The organism is Vibrio atypicus (assembly GCF_009811315.1).
GTDB classification, from domain to species: domain Bacteria; phylum Pseudomonadota; class Gammaproteobacteria; order Enterobacterales; family Vibrionaceae; genus Vibrio; species Vibrio atypicus.
Genome location: NZ_BLID01000007.1, coordinates 217,324 through 239,474 on the forward strand (window position 1 = coordinate 217,324; position 22,151 = coordinate 239,474).

General features: G+C 42.9%; 20 protein-coding genes. 15 read left to right on the plus strand and 5 right to left on the minus strand.

Annotated elements, in window-relative coordinates; all coding sequences use genetic code 11:
* Positions 1-35: 35 nt before the first annotated feature.
* Positions 36-743, minus strand: a complete 708-nt coding sequence (locus tag GVO60_RS15870) for a tRNA1(Val) (adenine(37)-N6)-methyltransferase (RefSeq protein WP_159655742.1) — start codon at positions 741-743, stop codon at positions 36-38.
* A 316-nt stretch (positions 744-1,059) separates the two neighbouring features.
* Here GVO60_RS15870 and brnQ point away from each other — a divergent pair, with 316 nt between their 5' ends.
* The 5 genes from brnQ (at position 1,060) to GVO60_RS15895 (ending at position 7,669) form a co-directional block, all read left to right on the plus strand.
* The gene (brnQ, locus tag GVO60_RS15875; protein WP_159655744.1) at positions 1,060-2,373 is read left to right on the plus strand and encodes a branched-chain amino acid transport system II carrier protein; all 1,314 of its coding nucleotides are present in this window, start codon (positions 1,060-1,062) and stop codon (positions 2,371-2,373) included.
* A gap of 162 nt (positions 2,374-2,535) precedes the next feature.
* Positions 2,536-3,634, plus strand: a protein-coding gene (prfB, locus tag GVO60_RS15880) for a peptide chain release factor 2 (protein WP_159655746.1) whose coding sequence is annotated in 2 segments (ribosomal slippage) — positions 2,536-2,610 and positions 2,612-3,634 — 1,098 coding nt in all. Because the reading frame shifts where the segments join, the coding sequence is not laid out codon by codon here.
* A 51-nt stretch (positions 3,635-3,685) separates the two neighbouring features.
* On the plus strand, positions 3,686-5,203 hold the full coding sequence (gene lysS, locus GVO60_RS15885; RefSeq protein ID WP_159655748.1) for a lysine--tRNA ligase: 1,518 nt from the start codon (positions 3,686-3,688) through the stop codon (positions 5,201-5,203).
* A 375-nt stretch (positions 5,204-5,578) separates the two neighbouring features.
* The gene (vpsR, locus tag GVO60_RS15890; RefSeq protein ID WP_159655750.1) at positions 5,579-6,913 is read left to right on the plus strand and encodes a cyclic-di-GMP-binding transcriptional regulator VpsR; all 1,335 of its coding nucleotides are present in this window, start codon (positions 5,579-5,581) and stop codon (positions 6,911-6,913) included.
* Positions 6,914-7,417: 504 nt separating this feature from the next.
* A complete protein-coding gene (locus GVO60_RS15895; RefSeq protein ID WP_159655752.1) occupies positions 7,418-7,669 on the plus strand; it encodes a DUF1127 domain-containing protein in 252 nt (83 codons plus the stop codon).
* A gap of 61 nt (positions 7,670-7,730) precedes the next feature.
* On the opposite strand, the gene GVO60_RS15900 is transcribed toward GVO60_RS15895, so the two are convergent.
* On the minus strand, positions 7,731-8,765 hold the full coding sequence (locus tag GVO60_RS15900; protein WP_159655754.1) for an NADP(H)-dependent aldo-keto reductase: 1,035 nt from the start codon (positions 8,763-8,765) through the stop codon (positions 7,731-7,733).
* A 129-nt stretch (positions 8,766-8,894) separates the two neighbouring features.
* On the opposite strand from GVO60_RS15900, the gene GVO60_RS15905 reads away from it, so the two are divergent.
* On the plus strand, positions 8,895-9,209 hold the full coding sequence (locus GVO60_RS15905; RefSeq protein WP_159655756.1) for a DUF6482 family protein: 315 nt from the start codon (positions 8,895-8,897) through the stop codon (positions 9,207-9,209).
* On the opposite strand, the gene mutH is transcribed toward GVO60_RS15905, so the two are convergent.
* Entirely contained in the window at positions 9,206-9,871 is a 666-nt protein-coding gene (gene mutH, locus GVO60_RS15910; protein WP_159655758.1) for a DNA mismatch repair endonuclease MutH, read from the minus strand. The two genes, GVO60_RS15905 and mutH, sit on opposite strands and share 4 nt — an antisense overlap.
* A 621-nt stretch (positions 9,872-10,492) precedes the next feature.
* Between mutH and rppH the strand changes: the two genes are divergently transcribed.
* Genes rppH through GVO60_RS15935 form a run of 5 tightly spaced genes read left to right on the plus strand, consistent with a single transcriptional unit; the run spans position 10,493 to position 15,797 of the window.
* On the plus strand, positions 10,493-11,011 hold the full coding sequence (rppH, locus tag GVO60_RS15915; RefSeq protein ID WP_159655760.1) for an RNA pyrophosphohydrolase: 519 nt from the start codon (positions 10,493-10,495) through the stop codon (positions 11,009-11,011).
* A 2-nt stretch (positions 11,012-11,013) separates the two neighbouring features.
* On the plus strand, positions 11,014-13,260 hold the full coding sequence (gene ptsP / locus GVO60_RS15920) for a phosphoenolpyruvate--protein phosphotransferase (RefSeq protein WP_159655762.1): 2,247 nt from the start codon (positions 11,014-11,016) through the stop codon (positions 13,258-13,260).
* A gap of 5 nt (positions 13,261-13,265) precedes the next feature.
* Entirely contained in the window at positions 13,266-14,060 is a 795-nt protein-coding gene (locus tag GVO60_RS15925) for a sulfite exporter TauE/SafE family protein (protein WP_159655764.1), read from the plus strand.
* Between the two features lie 54 nt (positions 14,061-14,114).
* Complete coding sequence (gene lgt, locus GVO60_RS15930) at positions 14,115-14,936, plus strand: prolipoprotein diacylglyceryl transferase (RefSeq protein WP_159655766.1); 822 nt, start codon at positions 14,115-14,117, stop codon at positions 14,934-14,936.
* A gap of 9 nt (positions 14,937-14,945) precedes the next feature.
* On the plus strand, positions 14,946-15,797 hold the full coding sequence (locus GVO60_RS15935; protein ID WP_159655768.1) for a thymidylate synthase: 852 nt from the start codon (positions 14,946-14,948) through the stop codon (positions 15,795-15,797).
* 223 nt (positions 15,798-16,020) lie between these two features.
* Here the strand turns inward: GVO60_RS15935 and GVO60_RS15940 are convergent, their stop codons facing one another.
* Complete coding sequence (locus tag GVO60_RS15940; RefSeq protein WP_159655770.1) at positions 16,021-17,166, minus strand: Na/Pi symporter; 1,146 nt, start codon at positions 17,164-17,166, stop codon at positions 16,021-16,023.
* Positions 17,167-17,576: 410 nt separating this feature from the next.
* Here GVO60_RS15940 and nhaR point away from each other — a divergent pair, with 410 nt between their 5' ends.
* A complete protein-coding gene (gene nhaR, locus GVO60_RS15945; RefSeq protein ID WP_159655772.1) occupies positions 17,577-18,467 on the plus strand; it encodes a transcriptional activator NhaR in 891 nt (296 codons plus the stop codon).
* Between the two features lie 176 nt (positions 18,468-18,643).
* Entirely contained in the window at positions 18,644-18,943 is a 300-nt protein-coding gene (locus tag GVO60_RS15950; RefSeq protein WP_159655774.1) for an ArsR/SmtB family transcription factor, read from the plus strand.
* A 95-nt stretch (positions 18,944-19,038) separates the two neighbouring features.
* Here the strand turns inward: GVO60_RS15950 and rpsT are convergent, their stop codons facing one another.
* Positions 19,039-19,299 carry a 30S ribosomal protein S20 gene (rpsT, locus tag GVO60_RS15955; protein ID WP_124937459.1) on the minus strand — a complete coding sequence of 87 codons (261 nt, stop codon included), beginning with the start codon at positions 19,297-19,299 and terminating at the stop codon, positions 19,039-19,041.
* A 246-nt stretch (positions 19,300-19,545) separates the two neighbouring features.
* Between rpsT and murJ the strand changes: the two genes are divergently transcribed.
* The gene (gene murJ, locus GVO60_RS15960; protein WP_159655776.1) at positions 19,546-21,108 is read left to right on the plus strand and encodes a murein biosynthesis integral membrane protein MurJ; all 1,563 of its coding nucleotides are present in this window, start codon (positions 19,546-19,548) and stop codon (positions 21,106-21,108) included.
* Positions 21,109-21,179: 71 nt separating this feature from the next.
* Positions 21,180-22,124, plus strand: coding sequence for a bifunctional riboflavin kinase/FAD synthetase (gene ribF, locus GVO60_RS15965; RefSeq protein ID WP_159655778.1), 945 nt, complete (start codon positions 21,180-21,182; stop codon positions 22,122-22,124).
* The last annotated feature ends 27 nt before the right edge of the window (positions 22,125-22,151 follow it).

Genomic DNA, 22,151 nt, shown 5'->3' on the forward strand with positions numbered 1-22,151 from the left:
TAGTGCTAACGGTGACAAGGATCACACCTTATTTTTTACATCTTGAGATAAAAGTCCTGCGTTAGCTTAACAAAGTCAGAACTGTATTGCCCTTGTTCATGAATATTAAGGCTTTCTTCAATGCAATCTTGAGGCAGTTTGCCTAGCTGGATGAGCAATCGGCTTACGACTTTTTTATCTGTGGGTTTGACGCTGCATTTGCGTTGTAGAAACCAACCATCAGCAATAGCGAGTTGAATGAATTGCTCTCCTTCAGCAATTGGCAAAACAAAGCAGGCGTGGCCTTTTGCTGTTAGTAACTGCCAGCAACGTCTTAGAAGATCTTCGTGGTTTAAGGTCTGGGTATGTCTAGCAGTAGCACGAGTGCTGTTTGCGGCGTGCTGACCAGAGTTGAAGTAGGGCGGATTGCAAATAATTGCATCATAAAGGTCGTTGAATGAATATCTCAATACATCGCCTTTATGTAATGTTAAGCGATCTGACCACTTCGAATGGTTAAAATTTTTAGTAGCGGCATTTAGGGCATGTTGATCAATATCGATCGCTTCAATAGCCAGCAGCTCAGAGCGTTGAGCGCACATCAGAGATAATAATCCTGTGCCTGTGCCAATATCGAGAAGACGTTTTACCTGAGCTAACTCCATCCAAGCTCCAAGTAGAACCCCATCAGTGCTGACTGGCATTCCTGAGAAGCCGCCTTCGATCTTAAATTGTTTGAATTCAAAACTTTTTGTCTTTTTCATAAAATTTTATGTTCGTTGGTTATTCATGTTTTTTTAAGATAATTGACCCATTGTTAATGATTTGTTTGGTATTTTGTTCTAATTGTTTTCATTCTGTTTTGTGATTCGACTAGTTTTTTGGTCTGGCTTTTTGTTTATGTATAGTGATATGAACTGCAATTTGACTGTGATTATAAATTTATATGGTGTTTTTACCCTAAGAGTTGCGAGTAGGTGAGTATTTCGTCATTATGCGCGCCTAAATTTATAGAGTGAGTGGCATTTCAGACTGCTCACCAAACACAACATCAATGAAATAATTAGTAAAGGGTCGACAGTGAATCAGACTTTAAAATTAACAGACATTATCGCGGTAGGTTTTATGCTATTCGCGTTCTTTTTGGGTGCTGGAAACATTATCTTTCCACCTCTAGCGGGTCAACTTGCTGGCGAAAACCTTATGCCGGCGATGACAGGCTTTCTTATCACAGCGGTAGGTCTTCCTCTTATTACTATTGTTGCTATCGCTGTTGCTGGTGGTTCTTGGGAACATTTAACCAAAGATCTTCCTAAGCGTGCAGCAATGATCATGGCAGTACTGATTTTTATTATTATCGGCCCAGCTTTTGCAGCGCCACGTACTGGCCTTGTTGCTTACGAAATGGCGGTTAAACCATTTTTTGTTGATGCAGCCCAGTCTCACTTGACGATCTTCTCCATTCTGTTCTTTGCTGTCGCAATGTTCTTTGCGTGGTCGCAAGGTAAGCTGATTGATGTGATCGGTAAAGTACTGACGCCTGTTCTATTCCTAGGTTTGATTATTCTTGCTGTAGCAGTATTTGTCGATCCACAAGGTGAAATGATTGCAGCACATGGTGAGTACTTAACACATCCATTGCAAAAAGGTTTCCTTGAAGGCTACAACACAATGGATACGTTTGGTTCATTAATGTTTGGTGTACTGATTGTTGATGCACTTCGTCAAAAGGGGATTACCGAGCAAAAAGCGACGGCTAAATACCTGATCAGCGCGGCATGTATTGCTGCTGCGGGTCTAACTTTTGTTTACGTTTCTCTGTTCTATCTTGGTGCGACAAGCGCTGCGGTTGCTTCAGGTGCTGACAATGGTGGCGTCGTTCTGAGCCTTTACGTTCAGTCGCTATTTGGTCCTTATGGTCAAATCGTTCTGTCTGTAATTGTGTTGCTAGCTTGTTTGACAACGGCTATCGGTCTTGTTTCTGCTTGTTCTGACTACTTCAGCTCGTTGACTCCACTGTCGTACAAGACATGGGTTATCATTAATGGTGTAGCTTGTGCTGTGGTAGCAAATGTTGGTTTATCTCAGTTGATCGCGCTTTCTGTTCCAGTATTGTTCGCACTTTACCCTGTGGCAATTGCATTGGTTGCATTGACTTTCTTACGTAAGAAATTACCAAATCCGAAAACTGCTTATCGCGTTGTTATTTTGGTCTCGCTAATGTTTGCATTGATTGATGCGGCAAAAGTTGCGGGCATCGATGTATCAGCGTTCAATATGTTACCGCTATTTGATATCGGTATGGGTTGGCTATTACCGACGACAGCAGCAATTATTGCTATGTTTTTTATCGGCAAAGCAGAAGAGCCAGCTCTGGCCGAAGAAACCGCATAATCAATCATAGATATTGAAACACTAATCCCCTGTAGCGTAAGGCGTTACAGGGGATTTTTTTATTTTTGGCATTTTTATTCCCTCTCAAAAAATTCCTGTATCTTCGTCACACTTTTGAGTACAATTCTTCGGTTAAATTCTACTCATAAATGTTGAGCAAACATGTTTGAAATCAATCCTATTAAAAACCGCCTTAAGGACGTGTCAGAGCGCACAAATGTCCTGAGGGGGTACCTTTGACTATGACGCTAAACAAGAGCGTCTAGAAGAGGTTAACGCAGAATTAGAACAACCGGATGTATGGAACGAACCTGAACGTGCGCAAGCGCTAGGTAAAGAGCGTTCATCACTTGAAGCGGTTGTTGAAACTATTGATCAACTTGAGCAAGGTGTGGAAGACGTTGAAGGTCTACTCGAACTTGCCGTTGAAGAAGAAGATCAAGAAACGTTTGACGAAATCGAGCCAGAACTTGCTGAGCTTGAAGCGAAACTTGAGAAACTAGAATTCCGTCGTATGTTCTCAGGCGACCACGATGCTTCTGATTGCTACATTGATTTGCAGTCAGGCTCTGGTGGTACTGAAGCGCAAGACTGGACCTCTATGATGCTACGTATGTACCTACGTTGGGCAGAAGCGAAAGGCTTTAAGACCGAGGTTATCGAAGTATCTGAAGGTGATGTTGCTGGCCTTAAAGGCGCAACAGTGAGAATTTCTGGTGAGTACGCTTACGGTTGGTTACGCACAGAGACTGGTGTTCACCGTCTTGTTCGTAAGTCACCATTTGACTCTAGCGGTCGTCGTCATACGTCATTTGCTTCTGCGTTTATCTACCCAGAGATTGATGACAACATTCAGATCGACATTAACCCATCTGATCTGCGTATTGACGTTTACCGCGCATCGGGCGCTGGTGGTCAGCACGTAAACACCACGGAATCTGCGGTTCGTATTACTCACGTTCCAACTAACACTGTGGTTCAATGTCAGAATGACCGTTCTCAGCATAAGAACAAAGACCAAGCGATGAAGCAGCTTCGTGCAAAACTGTTTGAATTAGAGATTCAAAAGCAGAACGCAGAGAAGCAAGCGAACGAAGATGCAAAATCTGACATCGGTTGGGGTAGCCAAATCCGCTCTTACGTATTGGATGACTCGCGCATCAAAGACTTACGTACTAGCGTTGAAAACCGCAATACTCAAGCGGTTCTAGACGGCGACTTAGACAAATTTATCGAAGCTAGCCTGAAATCAGGTCTATAAGCTTTTCACCGAAAAATACTCGTTAATAACGAAAAACAGGATACATCGAAAATGACTGATGCTGTTCAAAACGAAAACGCACAAGAAGAGAATAAACTGATTGCTGAGCGCCGTAGCAAGCTGGATCATATCCGCAAGAGCTGCAAAGCAAACGGTCACCCAAATGATTTCCGCCGTGAGCACCTAGCTGGCGATCTTCAAGCGGAATTCGGTGAAAAGACTAAAGAAGAGCTAGAAGAGTTAAATCATGTTGTTGCAATCGCTGGTCGTGTGATGGCTAAGCGTGGTCCTTTCCTAGCAATTCAAGAAACATCTGGCCGCATCCAAGCATACGCTGCAAAAGATGTTCAAAAAGAGCTTAAAGAGAAGTACCAAGGCCTAGATATCGGTGACATCATCGGTGTTAAAGGTGCTCTACATAAGTCAGGTAAAGGCGATCTTTACGTGAACATGGAATCGTACGAGCTGCTAACTAAAGCGCTACGTCCACTTCCAGAGAAGTTCCATGGTCTAACTGACCAAGAGATGCGTTACCGTCAGCGTTACGTTGACCTAATCGTGAACCAAGATTCACGTGAAGCATTCATCATTCGTTCTAAGCTTGTATCGGCTATTCGTAACTTCATGAGCTCAAAAGGCTATCTAGAAGTTGAAACGCCAATGATGCACGTTATTCCTGGTGGTGCAACGGCTCGTCCATTCATCACACACCACAATGCGCTAGATATCGACATGTACCTACGTGTTGCACCTGAGCTTTACTTGAAGCGTCTAGTAGTGGGTGGCTTTGACCGTGTATTCGAGATCAACCGTAACTTCCGTAACGAAGGTCTTTCTCCACGTCACAACCCAGAATTCACAATGATGGAATTCTACCAAGCGTACTCTGATTACAAAGATCTGATGGATCTAACTGAAGAGATGCTAAGCACAGTAGCGATGGACGTTCTAGGTTCAACGTCTATGCCTTACGGTGATGAGACTGTAGAGTTCGGTGGTACGTACGCTCGCATGAGCATGTTTGATGCTATCAAACACTACAACCCTGAGCATGCAGAAATTCAAGCGCTGACAGAAGCGGATCTGCAAGATCGTGAGAAGATGGTTGCTATCGCTAAATCTGTACACGTAGAAGTAGAAACATTCTGGACATGTGGTCAGCTTCTTGAAGAGATCTTTGGTGAGACAGCTGAACCTCAGCTAATCCAACCAACGTTCATCACAGGCTACCCAGCGGATATCTCTCCTCTAGCACGTCGTAGCGATGACAACCCGTTCTTCACAGACCGTTTTGAGTTCTTCATCGGTGGCCGTGAAGTAGCAAATGGCTTCTCTGAGCTTAACGATGCACAAGACCAAGACGAGCGTTTTAAAGCGCAAGTTAATGCTAAAGATGCAGGTGATGATGAAGCAATGTACTACGATGCAGACTACATTACTGCTCTAGAACACGGCCTACCGCCAACAGCGGGTCAAGGTATCGGTATTGACCGTCTAGCGATGCTATTTACTAACACGCACACGATCCGTGACGTGATTCTATTCCCAGCAATGCGCCCACAAGCGTAATTTGTCAGGAATGTCTGATTATAAAAGCCACCTTCGGGTGGCTTTTTTTTTAGGTTTGTTTTTTGATAGATTCAGATATTAGCTTACAGAGTTCAACTGTTGGCGTTTTGTTGATTCATTATCAGAATGCTGTTTTTAATACAAGCAGGCGCGGTGTTTACAGTCTTGAAGTCGATATAACAACCGGACAGAATGTCGCTTTTAGAGTAAACAATCTTTGAGACTACTCCCAGTATGAGTGGAAAAAAGACGAACCAAGCTCTAGTCTTATATTTGAGACAGATTCTCTGCCAGAGTCTCTATAATGTAACCATTATTACTAATGTGCCTTTAGTGGCACAGCATTTACGTTATCAATAATAAGGATTAAGCCGTATGGGTAGTCAGTTCCGGATGGATTCCGTTCCAGGGTCTCTTATTGTGGTTGGAGGCACCTACGAACCATGGCTTTCAGTATTAGAACAAGTTGGTTGGAGATGTACGCAGTGTGCCGATTTGCGCAAAGCAGATGCACTATTTGCTGAAACAGGTCCATGCATTGGTATTGTCGATTTGAGTCATGATGAGTTTAGTCTAAATGGTATTGCAAACTTAGTAAGTAACCATAAGCAAGTGCGTTGGTTAGCGTTTATTCGCGAGTCTCAGCTGAGTTCCGATACTATTTGCCAGTTCATTGTAAACTTTTGTATCGACTTTTTTACTGCGCCTATTCCGGATGCTCAGCTACTGGGTACGATTGGACACCAACTTGGCATGCTCAAACTTGAGAAAAAAGTTTGGCCTCATTACGGTAGTAACAGTGACATGGGGTTGATCGGTGACTCTATTCCCATGAAGCGCCTTCGTGATCAAATAAAACGTATTGGTCCAACGGACGTCAGTATTCTTATTTACGGTGAAAGTGGGACAGGTAAAGAGACTGTCGCACGTGCTGTTCATAAAACGTCGTCACGAGCTAACAAAGAGTTTATCTCTGTTAATTGTCGTGCGATGTCAGAGCGTCGCATTGAAAGCGATCTATTTGGTATTAATCGTGAAGATGCCGCTGAGCCTTCTATTTTAGAAAAGGCCAATGGTGGAACGATATTGCTCAACGATATCCTAACGTTGCCTAAATCTCAGCAGATCAATCTATTGAGGTTTTTACAAGAGGGAACTGTAGATACAGCGAATGGTCGTCATGAGGTGGACGTTCGTATCTTAGCTGCAAACTCCGCAGATATTGAGAAAGCTCTTATTGATGGTGATTTTAATGAAGAGCTTTACCACTACATCAATGTACTACGCATCAATGTACCTAGTTTGAAAGAGCGTGCTGGTGATATCGCTATCCTGGCTCGTCACTTCTTGCAGGAATACTCTAAAGAGTACAATGCACAAGCGCGCAGTTTTACCGAAGAGGCTGCTAGAGACTTAACCCGTTATCACTGGCCTGGAAATGTCCGTGAGTTGATGAACCAGATCAAGCGTATAGTGCTAATGTCTGATTCCGTCATGTTGGATGGTCAGCACCTTGATTTACCAAAACGTAGTGATGGCAAACGCAGCTTGAAGAGCATACGTGAACGTAGCGAGCGCGATGCATTGCTGTTAGTACTTGAATCGCACTCAGGTCAAGTTTCAATGGCGGCAAAAGAGTTGGGCGTTTCTCGTGCAACTATGTATCGTTTGTTGAACAAACATAATTTGATCAGTGATGTTGCGGTATAACTGATTGTTTTATTGTTAAAAAAGCCACACTGATTCAGTGTGGCTTTTTTGTTATTAGCAATATTATCTTCTGATTATTAAATATAACCACACTGAATATCTTATGTCATTTCAGTTGATAGGCGAATTTATAGTCAAATACGTTGTTTTTATTTTATTTGTTATAAATCGGTTGAATTTATAAATTACATGGTTAGAATTTGACCATGAGCTAGAGCTCAACCCCCACACATATTTTTTGGATTAATACATAGCTAGGAGGCGCATCATGAAACATATCAATGTAATTTCAATGAACTGTGCGTCTCGCGATCTTACCGCCTTTGAAAAGGCAGCTATTAGCGCCCAAATCGCTTTCAGTGATCGTACGTCAACACCAGCAATGTAATTGATCCGTGTCCATTTAATTTTAATTGGCTGCGGAAAAGCAGCGAATTAAAACTTAATCCTCCTATATGGATTCGTTGATCTTTTCCCCAGCTTTCACTCAACTGGAGAAAACTAATGAGTCATTCTGTTTATTTAAAACTTGCAACAGTACTAGTAAAAGCCGACCTTCGCCGCGAAGAGCGTGAATGGAAACGTCGAGTTAGACGCAGTGCATTTGATATTCCTTGGAACAATGCACACCTGCTAAGAGATATTGGTTTGGAACAAGATGGTCGATCTATTGCCCATAATGAACCAGATTCTGTCAAAGCAGAGCGCCGAGTTCGTCATCTTCGTCGTGTTTTAAGTGCGCGAATAATTACGTAATAAAAGGGCTGGTTTGCTTCGCCAGCCCTAATCATTGACAGCCGTTATTGCGATAGCGGCTTTATGGACAAGGATTGGAGTAAGTCGTCCCAATCTCTTGCAACCCTTGAAGCAATTCATCACCTAATACGACATCTAAACTATCGATATTCGATTTAAGCTGATCCATGTTTGTCGCACCAATAATATTGGCTGCGACAAACGGTCTTTGGTTAACAAAGGCCAATGCCATTTGAGCGGGATCTAAACCATGTTCATGAGCTAGATTGACATACGCTTGTGTGGCCTGAACGCCTTGTGGAGTAAAGTAACGAACGAAACGTTCGAATAATGAACAGCGAGCTCCTTGGGGTCGAGCACCATCAAGGTATTTGCCACTCAAACAACCAAATGCAAGTGGAGAGTAAGCGAGCAACTGCACGCCTTCATGGTGACTGATTTCTGATAAGCCAACTTCAAAGCTTCGGTTTAGCATGTTGTATGGGTTCTGTATGGAGACGATTCTTGGTAGCTCATGTTTTTCGGCTAACCGTAGTAGTGTCATTACTCCCCAAGGAGTTTCATTTGAGACACCAATATAGCGCACTTTCCCTGCTTTTATTAGTTCAGCTAAAGCTTCTAAAGTCTCTATTAAAGTCACTTCTTCCTGGGTATCTGGGTAAGGGTAATTGAGTTGTCCAAAGCTGTTATTTAGACGTTGAGGCCAGTGCAATTGATAGAGGTCGACATAATCTGTTTGTAAGCGTTTCAAGCTATCATCAATTGCCAAATGTATATTGCGACGGTCTAAGCTCATATTATCTCTTATATGAGGCATGTTACGTGGACCTGCAACCTTAGTGGCTAAAACGACTTTTTCTCGCTTACCAGATTGTTTTAGCCAATTGCCAATGTATTGCTCTGTTAAGCCTTGTGTTTGCGGTTTAGGTGGAACAGGGTACATTTCTGCTGTATCAATAAAATTCACACCGCGCTCTAACGCATAATCCAACTGATTGAAGGCTTCTTGTTCCGAATTTTGTTCGCCGAAGGTCATTGTACCTAGGCAGATTTTGCTTACTTCTAAATTCGAGTGAGGTAACTTGTTGTATTGCATAGCCCTTCCTGTCTTTTCATTTTTTTTATGATCCCAATATAGGGGATCAGAGTAAGAGAGAAATGGAGGTTGTTAACAATTTCGCAAAATTTGCAGGTTTGACTAATATTGAATGACGGAGGTGAAGTTATGCAGAAATCACAATTAGATAAATGGATACACGGTCATCATAAAGAGAGCTATCAGCCACCTAAGGTTTTTGTGATAGGTTGTTCAGATCTTTCTCAATATTTATTGGCGGTTGAGTATAAGCATAAACTAGAGCCAATCAAAATTGACGAAGAACCGGTTCACTTTGAGTCTTTAGATATGGTGAAAGAAGAACTTCATAGGCTCGGGGTAGAGCGAGCCTATTTACGTTTACATAATGCGTATGACGAGTTTGGGCCTGATGATGGCACGCCTCTATATCAAGATGTTGAGCTCTCACTCACAACTCATTAGATGAAATTGTTCTCGAGTATTTTGGCGGTAAATTGAGTTCGAAGATAGAAACCTCTGGGTAATGTTTTGATCATTTTACCGCTCGCTCCATAAGCATCAGTCAATACCCTGCTATTTGCTGCTTTTGGGCGTAACTGAAGAACCTCTCCATGGCGTGCGGTAATCTGTTCTACCTTTCCAGTGACAATTAACTCCATCAACTCTTCCCAGTCGGTTTGAAGCTGTTGCTCTTCTTCTGTTGAAGGAGACCAAATCAAAGGTGATCCAACGCGACGCTCTTTGAGAGGGATCTCACGCTCGCCTTCAACAGGTACCCAAAGTACGCGAGAAAGCTTGTTTCTAACGTGACTGTTTTCCCATCTAAGGCCATGAATGCCCATTAAAGGTGCGACACAAACAAACGTGGTTTCAAGAGGTTTGCCTAAGTAACTGATAGGTATTGTTTTTAACTCGATGCCAAGCGATTCAAAATCTTGTTGAGGTTTACTTCCAGCAGTTGCACCTAGATGCCACTCCAGTAACTGACCTACCCACCCTTTGTCTCTTCGAAGGTCGGGAGGAACTTCTATATTTGCTTCATCAGCAAGCTCGGTCAGAGATAGGCCTGCAATATCGCGAGCGCGTTCAAGTAGTTCGGATTCTGACTTTGGTTCAGGTTTCATAGATTTGAATCGTGGTTTTTGTGAATGGGTATTGTAACGGATTTCTGCGTTTTTTGTGATTGGTGTAAGTTTGATCATATTGAGTAAAAGATCGTCGCTAATAAGGTTATCCACAGCTTAATGATCACAATTGTAATAATTTACTGGGTATGTATGAATAAACAGTAGTGTTAGGTGCATGTTTTGCTTGCACTATCTATCATAAATTGCATTTGTAAACTTGAGTTGTGGATAAAAGCTAACTTGGTGGATCTTTGACCGATCTGTATTTTGCGTGAAATTGACATGGGTAGTTTAAAGTTAGAATCGACCATCTTTAATTAACTTGTTGTTTTGTATTGTTATTTTATGTGGGTGTTATTATCTAAGTGTGTAATTTGTCAGCATTTGATTGATAAATGATCACTTCAACTTTAATTCTTCACATAGTTATACACAGAAAAGGTGAATAAATGTGGTCTATGTCTCATACTGATGTGTATAACGGCGTTTTAGTTTAAAACTTATCCATAGAGACCGGCTTACTCGATATTTTCTGCCTTAGTCACACTAGTAAGTTTGCTCCTGTTGGGGATATGTGGAAAAATCACTGTAATTAAAGATTTTATTTGAGGTTGGCCAGTGATAGATGGCGATGGTTACCGCTTAAATGTAGGTATTGTAATCTGTAACAACCATGGTCAGGTCTTCTGGGCGAAACGATACGGACAACACTCTTGGCAATTTCCTCAAGGTGGAATTGATGAAGGAGAAACTCCCGAGCAAGCTATGTATCGAGAGTTGTATGAAGAGGTTGGTCTTACTAAAAAAGATGTCAAGATCGTAGCAACAAGTCGTCATTGGTTAAGATATAAGTTACCCAAACGCCTTGTCCGCTGGGATTCGAAGCCTGTTTGTATCGGTCAAAAACAGAAATGGTTTCTACTGCGATTGGATTGTGATGAATCTAGGATCAACATGTTGCGCGGTAGTTCCCCTGAATTCGATGGTTGGCGGTGGGTAAGCTATTGGTATCCAGTGCGACAAGTTGTTTCTTTCAAGCGGGATGTTTATCGTCGAGCAATGAAAGAGTTTGCATCCATGGCGATGCCATTTAAAGAGCGTAGAGTAAAGAGCAAGCGCAAACATAAAAGAGGATAGTCATGCTTTCTCAACTAAGGGAAATAGTTGAACAGGTTTCCAAAGTCGAAGATGTGCATCAGGCTTTGGATATCTTGGTTAAGCAGACATGCAGTGCGATGAACACTGAATGTTGTACTGTCTATCTTGCTAATGAAGAGATGCAGCGCTTGGAGTTGATGGCGACTCAGGGGCTGCGTTTTAAAGGCGATAAAATTCGCATTGGCTTTAACGAAGGTCTTGTTGGCCTCGTTAAACGTAGTGCAGAGCCGCTAAACGTGGCTGAAGCTTCTAAGCACCCTAGCTTTAAGTATTTCTCAGAGCTAGGTGAGGAGGTGTATCAGAGCTTTCTTGGTACACCTATTATCTATCGTAAGAAAGTGCTTGGTGTTCTTGTTGTCCAGCAAAAAGCCCCTCGTCAATTCGATGAAGTCGAAGAGTCATTTCTCGTCACGCTCGCTGCTCAGTTAGCGGTTCTAATCGCGCATGCACAAACTCAGGGTTTATGGCGTCTAGAAAAGAAACAACTGGCGGTTCGTGGTGTTCCTGCTTCTACTGGGGTTGCAATCGGTGAGTTCTGGTTAGACGACACTCAGCCTGAGCTCTCAGAGGTTTATCCTGCCTCCACCCTAAGTATTGAGCGTGAGCAAGAGTTGCTGCTTTTAGCTATTGAAGCGGCGCTAAGTGATTTTCGTCGAATGCGTAAGAAGCTCGACAGCGAAATCAATAAAGATGCATTGGCTATCTTCGACTTGTTCACTCACTTACTCAACGATCCTATGTTGCGTAAAGATCTTAAAGCGCAGATTCAAAAGGGTGATCGTGCTGACTGGGCGCTTAGACAAGTGGTTGAGAGTTATTCCAATCGCTTTGCTCGTATGTCGGATGTCTACTTGCGTGAAAGAGCACAAGATATCCGTGAATTAGGTCAGCGCCTGCTTTACTTTCTCCACAATACTGAAAAAGAACAGCCATCTTTGGACAAGCCGGTCATTTTAGTTGTGCGCGAGCTTACTGCGACGATTTTAGCTTCTATTCCTAAAGATAAGTTACTTGCGGTGGTTTCACTTGAAGGCGCCGCCAACTCACATGCGGCTATTCTTTCTCGGGCATTAGGCATTCCTGCTGTCATGGGCGCGAACGTTAACCTCAATACGATTAGTGGTAAACGTGGTGTGGTTGACGGGTACAGCGGTAAGATCTTGATATCACCAAGTCGACAGCTTCTGCGTGCCTACAAAGCATTGGCAAATGAAGAGCGTGAATTGTCCACTATGGTCAATCAACGTATCTTAGAGCCTGCTTGCACGAGTGATAATCAACGTATTGAGATTATGCTTAATGCAGGCTTAAGTGCTGATGCTAATATCGCGGTGAATCAAGGTGTTGATGGTGTCGGGTTATACCGAACTGAAATATCGTTTTTACTGCAACACCGCTTCCCATCTGAAGAAGAGCAAACTCAGCAGTATCAAGCGGTACTTAATACTTACCCAGAGAAACGGGTAGTCATGCGTACTTTGGATGTCGGTGGGGATAAAGCACTTCCATATTTGCCAATCGAAGAAGACAACCCGTTTTTAGGTTGGCGTGGTATTCGTTTTACCTTAGATCATCCTGATATTTTTTTGATGCAAATTCGTGCCATGATGAAAGCGAGTGCGCAGAGTCAGAACTTAAGTATTCTGTTGCCGATGGTTTCCGGGGCTCAGGAATTAGATGATGCGATAGAGTTGATCGAACGCGCTTATCACGAAGTGGTCGAGCTCGATGAGCGTATTCGTATGCCGCAAATAGGCGTCATGATTGAAGTCCCATCGATGATCTATTTATTACCGTTGATTGCAGATAAAGTCGACTTTGTCTCGATCGGCACCAACGATTTAACTCAATACTTGCTCGCTGTCGACCGCAACAATGCGCGAGTTTCTGATGTCTATGAGTCGATGCATCCATCAGTGATCATGGCCCTCAATCATATTCAACAAATGTGCCAGCAACTTAATCTTCCGGTATGCATTTGTGGTGAGTTGGCTGGCGATCCAATTGGTGCCTTATTGATGGTTGGTTTAGGTTATCGTAGCTTGAGTATGAACACTTCAAACGTAGCCAAAGTGAAATATCTGCTGCGACACACGAATAGTGAAGAGCTCAAGCAACTTGCTGACAAAGCCTTGATACAACCTTACGGCAACAACATTTATACTATGATGCAAGACTTCTTCGAAGAGAAAGGCTTCTCTGGCTTTATTCGAGCGGGTAAGCGGTAGAAATAATGGTGAATTTAGAGTTTATAGCGCTACTGCTTTTGCTAGGGAGCTTTGTCGGCATAATGGCTGGCTTGCTTGGTATTGGCGGCGGGTTAATTGTTGTTCCAGCGCTGATGTTTCTGCTGCCGGTGGCAGGCATTGATACAGGGATTAGCATGCAGATTGCTTTGGCTACATCACTTGCATCGATCATTGTGACTTCTGGTTCCTCAGCTTATAACCACTTTAAGCTAGGCAATGTTGATATGTTTGTGGTTAAGTGGCTGATGCCCGGTGTGGTTATTGGTGGTTTCCTTGGCGCTAACGTTGCGGAGTGGATCCCATCGCAGTATTTGCCTAAAGTGTTCGGCGTTATCGTGCTTTGCCTTGCGATTCAAATGCTGTTTTCTATTCGGGGAAAAAATCAGAGGATAATGCCAGGTAGTGGCGTAACGATGGCTATTGGTACTGGCATTGGTATGATCTCAAGCCTTGCTGGTATTGGTGGTGGTTCCTTATCGGTTCCATTTCTTAATCGGCATGGTATTGAAATGCGCAAAGCGGTGGGGTCATCTTCTGTATGTGGCAGCTTTATTGCGATATCAGGGCTTGCAGGCTTTATCCTCCATGGTTATAACGTTGAATCGTTGCCCAGTTACAGCCTTGGCTATGTCTATTTGCCTGCGTTGTTTGGTATTGCGTGTACCTCGATGTTAACTACCCGTATCGGTGCAAAATGGGCAACAAGATTACCAACCAGTACCTTGAAAAAAATTTTTGCACTGTTTTTAATGTTTGTTGCCGGAACTATGTTGCTGTAACGTAATCTCATCTATACGCTTCATTATTTTCTAAATTTAAAGAGTAATACTCCTATGTCTCAGGGATACCTTTCATTTCCTAATATAGACCCTGTTCTGGTTTCTATTGGACCTCTTTCAATCCGCTGGTATGGACTAATGTACCTAGTGGGTTTTGCTTTTGCCCTTTGGTTAGCTAATCGACGCGCAGATAAACCAGGCAGCGGCTGGACGCGTGAACAAGTATCGGATCTGCTGTTTGCCGGTTTCCTTGGTGTGGTCATTGGTGGCCGCGTTGGCTATGTACTGTTTTATAACTTTGACCTGTTTCTTCAAGATCCACTTTACTTGTTTAAAGTGTGGACTGGTGGAATGTCGTTCCACGGTGGGTTACTTGGCGTGATCTCTGCGATGTTCTGGTACGCCAAGAAAAACGGTCGAACGTTTTTTGGTGTGGCCGATTTCATTGCACCGCTTGTACCTTTTGGTTTAGGTATGGGTCGTTTGGGCAACTTCATGAACAGTGAATTATGGGGACGAGTGACAGATGTGCCTTGGGCATTTGTCTTCCCTAATGGTGGGCCGCTGCCACGTCACCCATCTCAGCTTTATGAAATGGCTCTGGAAGGGATCGTTCTATTCTTTATCCTGAACTGGTTTATCAAGAAGCCGCGTCCGTTAGGTTCTGTATCGGGTCTATTCCTTGCGGGTTACGGAACATTCCGTTTCCTAGTAGAATACGTTCGTGAACCTGATGCGCACTTGGGCCTATTTGGTGGGTTTATCTCAATGGGACAAATTCTATCTCTGCCTATGGTGATCGTTGGTGCTCTAATGATGGTTTGGGCATACAAGCGCGGCTATTACAAAGATGAATTACCGCAACAAACGAAATAAGGAATTGGCGTGAAACAGTATTTAGATCTCTGTCAGCGAATCGTTGATGAAGGTACGTGGATTGAGAACGAACGTACAGGCAAGCGCTGCTTAACGGTTATTAATGCAGATCTGACGTACGATGTTGGCAACAACCAATTTCCACTTGTCACAACTCGTAAAAGCTTTTGGAAAGCAGCGGTTGCTGAGCTGCTGGGTTATATCCGTGGTTATGACAATGCGGATGATTTTCGTAAGCTAGGCACAAAAACCTGGGATGCTAATGCTAACTTAAATGAGGCTTGGCTAAATAATCCTTACCGTAAGGGTGATGATGATATGGGGCGTGTGTACGGTGTACAAGGCCGTGCTTGGGCGAAACCTGATGGCGGTCATATCGATCAGCTACGTAAGATTGTTGATGATTTAACGCGTGGTGTTGATGACCGTGGTGAAATTCTGAATTTTTACAACCCGGGTGAATTCCATATGGGATGTTTACGCCCATGTATGTACAGTCATCATTTCTCGCTATTAGGTGATACCCTGTACCTCAATAGTACTCAACGTTCATGTGATGTTCCTCTCGGCCTAAACTTCAACATGGTTCAGGTTTACGTGTTCTTAGCGATTATGGCGCAGATCACTGGTAAAAAAGCGGGTCAGGCATACCATAAGATTGTGAATGCTCACATCTATGAAGATCAGTTAGAGTTGATGCGTGATGTTCAACTGAAACGTGAACCTCTAAATGCACCAACGTTCCATATTAATCCAGAGATTAAGTCCCTAGAAGATTTAGAAACTTGGGTGACACTAGATGATTTCTGGGTAGAAGGTTACGAGCACCACGATCCAATTCAGTATCCGTTCTCGGTGTAATAACACACTATGATTGAGAAAGCCGCCTTAGATAGGGCGGCTTTTTTGCGTCCGAAGGAGCGGGCTTCATCTTGAATGAGATCACCAATTCCATATTGAGTCATTCCATAGAGTGACGAAGGAGCGAGCAGGGAGTCTCTACTCGCTTTTGGTTTCCTTAACCTAAATACGAAAAAGCCCGCTACCTAAGTAGCGGGCTTTTAAATAAGCGATGGTGTCGGTATTAAGCTGTCAGCGCTAGGATAGAACCTGGCAGTACAAGGAATACCGCAATAAGGTAACCAGCGACAACCGCTTTATTTTTAACAGCCATATCAGAAATCATATCAGCTGCTTTTACTGGTAATTCACGTAGGAAAGGAATGCCGAAAATAAAGACGGTAGACATTACGTTGAATACTAGGTGTACCAGAGCAATTTGTAGTGCGAATACTGCAAACTCACCAGACACTGCTGTTGCTGCAAGTAGTGCTGTAATACACGTACCAATGTTAGCGCCCAAAGTGAATGGGTAAACATCACGTACTTTAAGAACGCCTGAACCAACTAGTGGAACCATTAAGCTTGTTGTCGTTGAAGAAGACTGAACAAGAACAGTAACAATAGAGCCAGAAGCGATACCGTGTAGAGGACCACGACCAATTGCATTCTTTAGAATTTCACGAGCACGACCAACCATTAGGCTCTTCATTAGCTTACCCATAACAGTGATAGCTACGAAGATAGTCGCGATACCTAGTACGATAAGCATTACACCACCAATTGTGTCACCAAATGTCGCTAGAGGCTCTTTAATAGCGCTAACTACTGGTTTAGTAATTGGTTTGATGAAGTTCAGACCTTTCATGCTCATGTCACCTGTTGCAAGCATAGGTGATACTAGCCAATGAGAGACTTTTTCAAGGATACCAAACATCATCTCTAGTGGTAGGAAGATCAGTACTGCAAGTAAGTTAAAGAAATCGTGAATGGTTGCACTTGCAAATGCACGCTTGAACTCTTCTTTACAACGAACGTGACCTAAAGAAACTAGAGTATTTGTTACCGTTGTACCGATATTAGCACCCATAACCATAGGGATTGCTGTTTCTACCGGTAAACCGCCAGCCACTAGGCCCACGATAATAGAAGTTACGGTACTAGAAGATTGAATCAGTGCTGTTGCTACCAAGCCAATCATAAGACCTGCTACTGGGTGAGAAGCAAATTCAAAAAGTACTTTTGCTTGATCGCCAGTTGCCCATTTAAAACCGCTACCTACCATAGATACAGCTAGAAGTAGTAGGTATAACATGAACGCCAAGTTAGCCCAGCGTAACCAGCGAGCTGTGCTCGAGATAGGTGCTGCTGCAGTAGTAGCTTGGTTCATAATTTTTCTCCGTGGACCGTTAATGTCTTGTTTTGGTCTGTTGTTGAAACTGAGGGCGATGTTAGAGGGGAAATATTTCAGTAATATTACAGTTAGATGTAATAAAACTTTTTTTCTCGGTGAGGTCAAAAAAAAAGCTGTTTGTGAAATTTTACATGTTAGTTAAGTTGTTGATTTGTAATTAATAAATTAGGTGTGAATATGGTCGTGAAATATGAATTTTTTATGGCAGTTTTCTCATTAAGTAAGACAGGTTTCTCCTCTTTATTACACCGTTTTGTCATATAAGTCGGAACAACTTTCGGTAAAACTGTAGCTATTGATTGTATGATTCGTTTTTCTCGAACTATTGTTGTCATTGAATGGTTTTGTTATAACCCTATTCATTCCTAGCATTTCGAGTGACTGATATGTCTCATCTTAATTACAACCATCTCTACTACTTTTGGATGGTGTGCAAACAAGGGTCTGTGACCAAAGCGGCAGACGCTTTGTTTTTAACACCACAAACGGTAACAGGTCAGATCAAAGCCTTAGAAGATCGAATGGATGGTAAATTAACCAAACGCAATGGACGTAGCATTGAACCTACCGAGTTAGGCCAACTTGTCTTTAAGTATGCTGACCGTATGTTTGGTTTGAGTTACGAAATGCTAGATATCGTTAATTACAGCCAGCGCTCAAATATTCTGTTTGATGTTGGTGTTGCAGATGCTCTTTCTAAGCGCCTAGTCAGCAAGATTTTGATGACGACTGTTCCGTCTGACAACAGCATTCATCTACGTTGTTTTGAGTCGACTCATGAAATGCTGCTTGAGCAGTTGTCGCAACATAAGCTGGATATGATCTTATCTGATTGCCCAGTGGATTCGAGTCAAAGCCCAGGCCTGTATAGTAAAAAGCTCGGCGAATGCAATATGAGTTTCTTTTGTTCTGGCAATGTCGATAAAGTTCAGTTTCCAGCCGTTTTAGAACAAAGAAAGTTACTGATCCCAGGGAGTCGAACAGCAATGGGACGTAAGGTGTTGCAATGGTTCGATCGCCAAGGCATTCAACCGAATATTCTCGGTGAGTTTGATGACGTGGCGTTGATGAAGTCTTTTGCTCGCTATCATCATGATGTCATTTTCTTAGCACCCTCACTTTATGTGTCTGAGGTAGAAAGCGATTTACCTTTGCAACTGATTGGTCATATTGAAGAGCTCAAAGAAGAGTATTATGTGATATTTGCCGAGCGAATGATTCAGCATCCTGCTGTAAAAAATGTCTGCGATGCGGATTTTATATCTCTGTTTAAGTAGCGTTTTCATTTATAACAAATAGATTACTTGTTACAAATCGATTAATATTGTCAATATAAAATTTTGACATGAGCAATGAAGTCAGTCATACGCGCATTCTGAATCCGATGTGATCAGACTATGATGATAGCGTTGCAGATGATTTAGTTGTATTTGGCTTTAAGAGGTTGTGGCCGATGAATTTACAAGAGATGGAGCAAAACTCTGCAAAAGCGGTTGTATTACTTAAAGCAATGGCTAATGAGAGAAGGCTGCAAATTTTATGCTTGCTACATAATAATGAGTTATCGGTTGGAGAACTTTGCTCGAAGTTAGAGCTTAGCCAGTCAGCTTTATCACAGCATTTGGCTTGGTTAAGGCGTGATGGCTTAGTCCATACTCGTAAAGAGGCTCAGACCGTTTATTACACTTTGAGTAGTGAAGAAGTAAAATTGATGATTCAGCTGTTGCACAGTTTGTATTGCAGCGAAGTATAAGAAGAGAGGCGAAAGCCTCTTTTTTTGACCCTGAATTTCAGATATAAAAAAACCGGCCTAAGCCGGTTTTTTCTTCACTGAGAAATCAAATTCTATTAAAGAGCTTTGATTGCTGCAGAGAAGCGAGACTTATGACGAGCAGCTTTATTCTTGTGAATAAGGCCTTTAGTCGCCATGCGGTCTAGGATTGGTGTAACTACAGCGAATGCAGCAGTTGCAGCTTCTTTGTCGCCTGCTTCGATAGCAGCAACAGTTTTCTTCATGTAAGTACGCATCATTGAGCGACGGCTAGCGTTGTGCTGACGACGTTTCTCAGCCTGGATAGCGCGCTTCTTAGCAGATTTACTATTTGCCAAGGGTCTAACTCCCAAAAACTTAGTTCAGTGACAATTTAAGGGCGAGGAATATCCCTCATTTGCGCTTAAATGTCAAATAATTTGTGCAAAAACCAATCGTGCCAAACAAATTTTGGATTGAAGGGTCTTCACGGTTAAGATGGCGGGGATTCTAACAGTATTTTTTTTTCAATGCTAATACTAATCTGCTCCATCTATGACATTCCTGTTGTAAAGTAGAGCAAATTTTTGATTCCCGAGGTAATTGTGAGTAAACGTCTGCTCAAGTCTGGCATGATCGTGAGTGCCATGACATTGATTTCACGCGTACTTGGCTTAGTGCGTGATGTCGTTGTAGCGAATTTAATGGGTGCGGGTGCAAGTGCTGACGTATTCTTCTTTGCCAATAAAATCCCCAACTTTTTACGTCGTCTTTTTGCTGAAGGGGCGTTTTCTCAGGCATTTGTCCCGGTATTGACAGAATCACATGCCGCTGGAGATATGAATAAGACCCGAGAGCTCATCGCAAGAGCGGCAGGGACGCTTGGGGTTATTGTCTCTATTGTGACCGTTTTAGGTGTACTGGGCTCCGGTGTAGTCACTGCGATGTTTGGTTTTGGCTGGTTCCTTGATTGGTTGAATGGTGGTCCATCGGCTGAAAAGTTCGAACTTGCCAGCTTGATGCTTAAAATTACCTTTCCTTATTTATGGTTTATCACTTTTGTTGCGTTGTCTGGGGCAATCTTAAATACGATGGGGAAATTTGCCGTTTCTTCATTTACCCCTGTTTTCCTCAACGTAATGATCATTTTGTCTGCTTGGTTCATTGCCCCTCAGTTATCCCAGCCAGAAATAGGCTTAGCAATCGGGGTGTTCCTCGGCGGCTTAGTTCAGTTCTTATTTCAAATTCCGTTTTTAATTAAAGCGGGCGTGATGGTCAAACCCAAGTGGGGTTGGCGAGATCCTGGTGTTGTTAAAATTCGCACCTTAATGATTCCTGCTTTATTTGGGGTTTCTGTCAGCCAGATTAACTTATTGTTTGATACTTTTATTGCCAGTTTCCTGCAAACGGGGTCGATCAGTTGGCTTTATTACTCGGATCGCTTATTGGAATTTCCTCTTGGTCTATTTGGAATTGCAATCGCGACGGTCATCCTACCCGCGCTGTCACGTAAACATGTCGATGCGCAAAGTGATGGTTTTGCCCATACCATGGATTGGGGCGTCCGTATGGTGACCTTATTAGGCGTGCCGGCAATGTTAGGCTTGATGGTCCTTGCCAAGCCGATGCTGATGGTGCTGTTCATGCGTGGTGAATTTAGCCCGCAAGATGTACAGTTTGCCTCGATGTCTTTGGTCGCGTATGCCTCAGGACTATTGAACTTTATGCTGATTAAGGTTCTCGCTCCTGGCTACTACTCACGTCAAGATACAAAAACACCAGTTAAATATGGCATTATTGCGATGGTAACGAATATGGTATTCAACGCTATTTTTGCTTGGTTTTATGGTTATGTAGGTCTGGCGATTGCCACCGCTCTGTCTGCTTTTGTTAACATGTCTCTATTATATAGAGGGCTACATATTGCTGGCGTATATCGCCTGACGGGTAAAACCATAGCTTTCATTGCCAAGTTGGTGTTTGCTGGTGGAGTGATGGTTGCTGCTATTTTATGGAAACTTGAAGAGATGAGTGTTTGGCTTACATGGAGCTTTATGGAGCGCGTTATGTGGCTAGTGGCATTAATTGCTCTCGGGGCTGGTGCTTATCTAATCACATTGCTCTGTTTAGGTGTTCGTCTAAAAGATCTAAAAGCAGCGACAGAGTGAGACTGATTAGTATATAATCCGTCGGTTTCACGCGATATAAATATTAAGTTACAGGTTTCTAGCAGCTTCCAATGGAATTGATCCGAGGTATTCAGAATATAAAGTCACACCATGCAGGGTGTGTATTGACGATCGGAAACTTCGATGGTGTCCATCTCGGACATCAAGAGGTCTTGCGACAAGTGTCTGAACAGGCAAAAGAATTAGGTTTGCCTTCAACAGTGATGACATTTGATCCTCAACCATTGGAGCTATTTGCTAAAGAGAAAGCACCTGCAAGATTAGCCCGTTTAAGAGACAAGTTTGTTCAACTCAGTAAACTCGATATAGAGCGTTTACTTTGTGTAAACTTTAATCTGAAGTTTGCTAATCAAACGGCGGACGAGTTTATTAGTGACTTGTTGGTAAAGCGTTTGGGTGTTAAGTTTCTCGTCGTTGGCGATGATTTCTGCTTTGGGCGTGGTCGTGAAGGCAACTTTTCGATGCTCAAAGAAGCCGGGAAAAAGTACGGTTTTGAGGTCGTCAGCACGCAAAGCTACCGTATGCAAGAATTGCGAGTCAGCAGTACTGCTATTCGCGAAGCATTAGCGCAAGATAAGCTTGATGTTGCTGCAGGTATGCTGGGGCGCAACTATAGTATCAGTGGTCGAGTGTCTCATGGCCGAAAACTAGGACGAACCATAGGTTTCCCTACGGCAAACATCCCACTGAAACGATGCGTATCACCGGTTTCTGGTGTTTATGTCGTTCAAGCACTTGGCCTTGGCAATAAAGCGATAGGCGGTGTGGCGAACATTGGTAATAGACCAACCGTAAACGGCGTTCGCCAACAACTAGAAGTACATTTATTCGACTTTCAAGCCAACTTATATGGCAAACAATTAGAAATTGTACTTTTACACAAGCTGCGAGATGAGCATAAATTTGACTCTTTCGACGCTTTGAAACAACAAATAGAATTGGATGCTGATGCCGCAAGGGTGTGGCTGCATCAGCTTGAAGACCAAGCGGTTTAGTTCACTGCTTGGCATAATGTCTAACTG

Bases quoted from the DNA above. Each gene is read 5' to 3' on its own strand.
- GVO60_RS15870 (WP_159655742.1), bottom strand. From the start codon at position 743: ATGAAAAAGACAAAAAGTTTTGAATTCAAACAATTTAAGATCGAAGGC.
- lysS (WP_159655748.1), top strand. From the start codon at position 3,686: ATGACTGATGCTGTTCAAAACGAAAACGCACAAGAAGAGAATAAACTG.
- vpsR (WP_159655750.1), top strand. From the start codon at position 5,579: ATGGGTAGTCAGTTCCGGATGGATTCCGTTCCAGGGTCTCTTATTGTG.
- GVO60_RS15895 (WP_159655752.1), top strand. From the start codon at position 7,418: ATGAGTCATTCTGTTTATTTAAAACTTGCAACAGTACTAGTAAAAGCC.
- GVO60_RS15900 (WP_159655754.1), bottom strand. From the start codon at position 8,765: ATGCAATACAACAAGTTACCTCACTCGAATTTAGAAGTAAGCAAAATC.
- GVO60_RS15905 (WP_159655756.1), top strand. From the start codon at position 8,895: ATGCAGAAATCACAATTAGATAAATGGATACACGGTCATCATAAAGAG.
- mutH (WP_159655758.1), bottom strand. From the start codon at position 9,871: ATGAAACCTGAACCAAAGTCAGAATCCGAACTACTTGAACGCGCTCGC.
- ptsP (WP_159655762.1), top strand. From the start codon at position 11,014: ATGCTTTCTCAACTAAGGGAAATAGTTGAACAGGTTTCCAAAGTCGAA.
- GVO60_RS15925 (WP_159655764.1), top strand. From the start codon at position 13,266: ATGGTGAATTTAGAGTTTATAGCGCTACTGCTTTTGCTAGGGAGCTTT.
- lgt (WP_159655766.1), top strand. From the start codon at position 14,115: ATGTCTCAGGGATACCTTTCATTTCCTAATATAGACCCTGTTCTGGTT.
- GVO60_RS15940 (WP_159655770.1), bottom strand. From the start codon at position 17,166: ATGAACCAAGCTACTACTGCAGCAGCACCTATCTCGAGCACAGCTCGC.
- nhaR (WP_159655772.1), top strand. From the start codon at position 17,577: ATGTCTCATCTTAATTACAACCATCTCTACTACTTTTGGATGGTGTGC.
- GVO60_RS15950 (WP_159655774.1), top strand. From the start codon at position 18,644: ATGAATTTACAAGAGATGGAGCAAAACTCTGCAAAAGCGGTTGTATTA.
- ribF (WP_159655778.1), top strand. From the start codon at position 21,180: ATGGAATTGATCCGAGGTATTCAGAATATAAAGTCACACCATGCAGGG.